At 66.0% G+C, this 6026-nt stretch carries 7 protein-coding genes; 1 reads left to right on the top strand and 6 read right to left on the bottom strand.

What is annotated here, in order from left to right; all coding sequences use genetic code 11:
- On the top strand, window positions 1–357 hold a 357-nt coding region (locus tag ACIQ3R_RS14060; protein WP_397419487.1), incomplete at its 5' end, for a cytochrome P450.
- 4 nt (window positions 358–361) lie between these two features.
- Here the strand turns inward: ACIQ3R_RS14060 and ACIQ3R_RS14055 are convergent.
- The 6 genes from ACIQ3R_RS14055 to ACIQ3R_RS14030 form a co-directional block, all read right to left on the bottom strand.
- Complete coding sequence (locus ACIQ3R_RS14055) at window positions 362–997, bottom strand: surface-adhesin E family protein (RefSeq protein WP_397419486.1); 636 nt, start codon at window positions 995–997, stop codon at window positions 362–364.
- Between the two features lie 41 nt (window positions 998–1038).
- Window positions 1039–1776 (bottom strand): PEPxxWA-CTERM sorting domain-containing protein, encoded by a 738-nt coding sequence (locus ACIQ3R_RS14050; RefSeq protein WP_397419485.1) that lies wholly within the window; start codon window positions 1774–1776, stop codon window positions 1039–1041.
- 229 nt (window positions 1777–2005) lie between these two features.
- Complete coding sequence (locus ACIQ3R_RS14045) at window positions 2006–3229, bottom strand: acyl-CoA dehydrogenase family protein (RefSeq protein WP_397419484.1); 1224 nt, start codon at window positions 3227–3229, stop codon at window positions 2006–2008.
- 10 nt (window positions 3230–3239) lie between these two features.
- On the bottom strand, window positions 3240–3533 hold the full coding sequence (locus tag ACIQ3R_RS14040) for a putative quinol monooxygenase (RefSeq protein WP_397419483.1): 294 nt from the start codon (window positions 3531–3533) through the stop codon (window positions 3240–3242).
- A 102-nt stretch (window positions 3534–3635) separates the two neighbouring features.
- Window positions 3636–4727, bottom strand: a complete 1092-nt coding sequence (locus ACIQ3R_RS14035; RefSeq protein ID WP_397419482.1) for a phosphotransferase — start codon at window positions 4725–4727, stop codon at window positions 3636–3638.
- A 67-nt stretch (window positions 4728–4794) separates the two neighbouring features.
- Window positions 4795–6026 (bottom strand): protein adenylyltransferase SelO family protein (locus ACIQ3R_RS14030; protein WP_397419481.1); only part of this gene is annotated, 1232 nt, incomplete at its 5' end.

Genomic DNA, 6026 nt, shown 5'->3' with positions numbered 1-6026 from the left:
CCGCTGGCCTATATGCGCCGCACCGCCACGCGTGATGTCGAACTCGGCGGCAAAACCATCAAGCAAGGCGACAAGCTGGCCATGTGGTATGTCTCGGGCAACCGCGACGAAGAGGTCATCGAGCGACCCAACGACTACTGGATCGAGCGGCCCCGCGTGAGGCAGCACCTGTCGTTCGGCTTCGGCATCCACCGCTGCGTCGGCAACCGTCTGGGCGAACTTCAGCTCAAGATCATGTGGGAAGAGATCCTGGCCCGGTTCCCGCGGCTTGAAGTCACGGGCCTGCCGCGCCGGGTGCCGTCCTCGTTCGTGCGGGGTTACGAGTACTTGCCGGTGGTGATCCCCACCCGCATCTGAGCGTTCATCGTGTCGGCGTGGCGGTCTTGGCGACCGGCCGCGCAGCGGCCTTTGGGGCGGGAGTCGCGACCCCCTTGGGCGGAGCTTTCGCCGCGGACCGGGCGGGTGGCGTCTGGGCGGCCTTGGGCGCCGGGATAGGCGCAGGCGTTGTCATGGACGCAGGCGGCGGGTCCCAGGCGCCCATAAGGCTGATTACCACCTTGGCCACCGAGTCGGCCGAGACGACGGAACCGCCGCCCCCGCCTTCGCAGATCACCCGATAGGCGGCATAGGTGTCGCTCGCATCGTCGGCCGGGCCCCATTCCGGATTGGGGTTAACCTTGCTGATCAGCAGAGCGCCGCTGCGCGAGAAGGCGGAAAACTCGCGCCAGCGCGTTCGGCCGGCATCGCAATCATACTCGCTGAGGGTCCGCACGTAGCCGGGCTGAGGCGGATTTCCCGACAGGATGTTACGCTGGACCCGTACCGACCAAGCCCGACGGACAGGGGTGGTTCCCACGCGTTCGACGCCCTCCGGATCCATCACGGTCCAGGCGTCCGAGCCGGACTGGATGACGTGAAACGGCTTGGCGAGCGCCGACGTCCCCGCCAGCGCCACGCCGAGGCCGCCGATCAGAAACAGGCTGCGGAAGCGCCACATGACGGCATCTCTATCTTCTGCTCCCAAAGGCTCCAAGCCGATCATGCGAAGACCGGTTTCCGGCGGGCGCGGATCATGGCCCCCACGGCCCCGAAACCCACGATCAACAGCGCCCAGGTTGAAGGCTCAGGAATCGCCGCGCCTCCGTTCGGCGACCCTCCAAGACCGCCTGGCGGATTGAACTTCGGAGGCGGGGCTGAAAACATACCGGTGCGATAGAGCCGCGCGCCCGAAGCCGCGTCAAAGGCCAACTTGAACGCGTCGAGTTCCTGGCCGGCATCAAACAGGTAGAAAGCGGTCACGCCGCCGGGCGTCCCAGGGCTCGGGCCAACCTTGCCGCCGCCCCAGTGGATGCCGACGATCGTTGCGCCCGAGAGCGGCGTGAAGAAGTCCACCACCGGCTCACCTAGATTGATCTGCGGCTCCACCAGCTTTCCGTCCCAGTCCTCCAGGCCTACGATCTTCAGACCCGCCGCCTGGGCGTCGAGATCGAGCGGGCTGTTGTTCAGAAGATTGCCTTGAAAGAAGCCGCTGCAGGCCTTGGCGCCGGGTCCGATGTCGGAGAGGGCGCAGACAGCGACCTCCTTTGCCGGCTCAACGTCGAAAGCGCCGATGGGATCCTTGCCATTGGCGGCGTCAAGACCGGCCGATGCCTCAGCCTCGGCCTTCTCAGCGGCCTCTTTGGCCGCAGCCTCCTTGGCTTCGGCCTCTTTCTTGGCCTTAGCCTCGGCGTCCTTCTTGGTCTTCTCCGCCTCAGCCGCCGCCTTTTTCTCGGCCACGGCGCTTGGCTTCGCGGCCAAGGCTGAAGACGCTGGAGCCCACGCAATCGGGGCGGCCATAGCCGCGATCAGGGTTCTGTTCGCCACCACCGACTCCGTCTTTCGGCCCTGATCGGTTCCGACAACGAAGGTACGGACGCATCAGGACGACGGATCTCTGCGGATCCGCCGCACCGTTATGCGTGAATGGCTTTAAGGCTTGCTGAACTGCGTTTCCCAAGACGGGCGTTCAGAGCCCCAGCACCATCTTGGCCATGATGTTGTGCTGGATCTCGTTGGAACCCGCGTAGATCGAGGTCTTCCGATAGTTGAAGTAGTGCGGCGCCACCGTGGCCGCATAGTCCGGGCCGGCTCGGAAGGTGTTGCCGCCGGGGCGCAGCATCTCCCAGGTGTCCCGCACGAATGGCTGGGCGTAGACCCCCGCCGCCTCGAGCGCGAGCTCGGTCACCGCCTGCTGCATCTGGCTGCCTTCCAGCTTGAGCATGGAGGAAACCGCGCCCATGGCGTCGCCGTTGGCCCGTCCAGCGAAGATGCGCAGCTCAGTGGCGTTCAACGCCTCAATCTTGATCTCGACCTCGGCCAGCTTCTTGCGGAAATCGGGGTCTTGAATCATAGCGCCACCGCGGTCAGACCGCTCCAGCTTGGCGATCTTGTAGACCTTGCGCATCATCTCCTGCAGACCCGGCGCATAGGCGTTGCCGCGCTCGAACTGCAGCAGATACTTCGCGTAGGTCCAGCCCTCGCCTTCCTTGCCAATGCGATTGGAAACCGGCACGCGGACGTTGTCGAAAAAGGTCTCGTTGATCTCCTGCTCGCCTTCGGCCGGACCATCGAGCGTGGGGATCGGCCGGATGGTGATGCCCGGCGTTTTCATGTCGATGAGCAGGAAGGAGATGCCCTTCTGGCGGATATCCTCCTGGCTGGTCCGCACGAGGCAGAACATCCAGTCGGCCCACTGAGCCAGCGTTGTCCAGGTCTTGGAGCCGTTCAGCACATAGTGATCGCCGTCGCGCTCGGCCTTAAGAGCCAGTGAAGCCAGATCGGAGCCCGAGCCCGGCTCGGAATAGCCCTGGCACCACCAGACATCGGTGGAGAGGATCTTGGGCAGATGCTGGGCCTTCTGCTCCGGCGTTCCGAAGGCCATCACCACCGGGGCGCACATGCGCAGCCCCATGTTGGATGTCGACGGCGCCCCGGCCAGCGCCATCTCCATGTCGAACACGTACTTCTTGCCCAGGCTCCAGCCCGTGCCGCCGTACTCCACCGGCCAATCGGGCGCGATCCAGCCCTTCTCGCCCAGCCGCTTCAGCCAGCGAACCTGGGGCTCCTTAGGGAGGTGATGGTTCTTCGACTGGGCGAGCTTGGCCCGCATCTCCTCGTCGAAGGCCTCTGCGATGAACGCGCGTACTTCATCGCGGAAAGCCAGGTCCTCAGGCGCGAACTCCAGGTCCATGACGATCTCCTCAGCCGACGCCGTCGAGATACTCGATCTCGGGACGACCGGCGAGAACCGCGCCGAACTTGGGGCCGGCGGCCTTGAAGTACTCTGTGCCGCCATGGTGGGTCAGAGCGTCCTGATCCTTGTACAACTCCAGCACCTTATAGACGTTGGGCTGGGTCCGGCTCTTGGTGAGCTGGTAGGCGAGGCAGCCCGGCTCATTGGCGCGCACCTGCTTCGCCAACTCGGTGAAGAAGGCCTCGAACTCGGCGCCCTTGCCGTCCTGAACCGGAATCATCGCGATCACGCCGATGGTCATTTGAAGCTCTCCCTGGCGGGCTGTTGGCCCAACACCTGTTTTAATGACGGTAGTCGGGGCGCCTTCGCCGGGCAAGACTGACGTGGCGCAAAGGAAGTCGGTTCAGTTCAGCATTGAGGCCAGACCAAGGTCCAGACAGGCCGCCTCGCACCGCGTCGCCATCGCATGGATCAGGGCTGCGTTGCGATCGTGTTCCATGTTGGAAAACCCGCCAGCCTGGACCGCATAGGTGAAACCGATCAGCAGCGCCCGCCGATAGTCCTCAAGACACTCGTCAAACCCATAGCCCCCGACCCCGCCAGCGACGAGCTGGGCATGATAGCCGGCGAGCAGATCCATTTCCTGGCTCCGCCGCACGTCCGGCGTCACGCTGGCCGACATCAGATAGCCGATGTCGAAGGCTCCCGGCGCCTGCACCAGGATCTGCCAGTCCAGTACGGTCAGGCCCGGATCGCCTGGATCGCCGGTGAACATCAGATTGTCGGCCCGGAAGTCCCCGTGACACAGCGTCCGCTGGCCCTGGCCATTGCGGTCAATCAGCCCCTGCAGATCGGTGCAGAGCCGTTCGCCCACCCGCATCATCTCCGGACTGAGGCGGGCCTTCATCCAGGGCGCGATGATCTCCCAGGCGGCGGTGTGCATGTGGCCGACGCTGTCCCAGGGCGGCTGGCCGTGCGCCGGGATCACCGCCTCCAGCGCCGGCAATCGGACATCGCCCCACAAGCGCGCATGTAGCGGGGCGACTTCGCCGATGGCCCGGCGGACCTGGGCCTCTGTCAGGCCGACGATCTGATCGCCGGGGGACACCGCCGCCATGTCCTCCATCAGCAGCACGAACAGCTTGGAGTCCGGGTCGAACGCGGCGCCGAAGCAGCGCGGGGCGGCGATCGACACCGTCGGGGCGATATCGCGATAGAAGGCGACCTCTTTCTCGTAGAAGCCGTAGTTGTTGGCCAGGCCCCGGGCCTCCGCGGTCCCGGCCGGCACCTTAGCCACCAGCGAGGCCGGGCCGGGTCTGCCGCCCGGCGCATAGCGGATCGCCAACCGGTAGATCTCGGACATCACGCCAACGCCCTCGCCGATCCGCTGGAGCTCGACCTGAACAACGGGTCCGAAGGGGCCATTCGGCGCGGCGGCCAGAACTTCAGTCAGCCAATCGGTGGTGATTTCGCTCGCATTTGTTGGAATGCGCATCTCGAAGTCCCCCGGCCGTCGCCATTGAAACCGCATAGGACGCCCCAAACCCGGCGGCGACAAGTCGTCAGTCCACCCCGTCGAGTCTCCAGGCCAGCCGGGCTGCCTCGATACGGGCGAGCTTGGCCTGGAACGGCGACCAGTCGTCGGCTTGGGCGATGGGCGCCCAAAGGGCTTCGATCTCGTCGTAAAGCAGTTCCTCGGGATCGGGGTGGGCGAAGACCTTGGCGTCCAGCCTTCCGGGCCGGACCGGCGCGTGGTCGGCCAGCCGGGCGCGGAACTCGCCGAATGCGGGCTCGGAATAGATTGCCCCGCGCGGCCCGCCCATGGCGCGGGGCGCGTCGCCGCAGAACCAGTCGAAGAAGAACGGCTCCCAGCGCAGCCGCTCACCGCCTTCCGCCAGCGCTCGGAACGCCGCCTGGGCCAGGGCCGCATCCTCCGCCTCGCCGACCGACCCCACGCCCAGCCTGGCCAGCATGGCGCCGGCCAGTTCGGCCCGATAGGCCGGCGCGAAGCCGTTCAGCGCCCCGACCAGGGCGTCACTGCCGGTAACCAGCGTGAGGCAACCGGCGAGTTGCTGCAGGTTCCAGAACACCGCCTCGGGCTGGCGACCAAAGCTGTAGAGACCGGTTTGGTCGAAATAGGCGGCGACATAGTTCGGGTCTGAGTGAGGCAGGAACCGATAGGGCCCGTAATCGAAGCTCTCGCCCGTCAGGTTCATGTTGTCTGTGTTGAGGACGCCGTGGACGAACCCCGCCGCCATCCACCGGGCGGTTAGATGCGCCGCCCGGGCGACCACCGCGCCAAGAAGCGCGGCGGGCCGATCCTGGGCCTCCGTCAGCTCCGGATAGTAGTGAGCGATGGCGTAGTCGATCAGCGCGCCGATCCGGTCCTTCGCCTCGAAGTAGGCATGACGCTGGAACGTGCCGAAGCGGATGTGGCTGTGCGACAGGCGGACCAGAACGGCGGCGCGGGTTGGGCTGGGTTCATCGTTGCGTTCCAGCGCCTCGCCGGTCTCGATCAGAGAAAAGGATCGGGAGGTGGGAACGCCCAGCGCCTCCAACATGGCGGTGGCCAGCACCTCGCGGACCCCGCCCTTGAGCGTCAGCCGCCCGTCGCCACTGCGCGACCAAGGGGTCTGTCCGGAACCCTTGGTGCCGAGGTCCAGAAGCCGATCCGTCCCGGCCTCACGAAGCTGGGCGAACAGGAAGCCGCGCCCATCGCCCAGGTCGGGGTTGTAGCTGCGGAACTGATGGCCGTGGTAGCGCAGCGCCAAGGGTGGGTCGAGGTTGTCCGGCA

Source organism: Phenylobacterium sp., from assembly GCF_044371015.1.
GTDB lineage: Bacteria > Pseudomonadota > Alphaproteobacteria > Caulobacterales > Caulobacteraceae > Phenylobacterium.
Note: the sequence above shows the minus strand (reverse complement) of the source record. Positions and strands in the feature narration are given on the sequence as shown.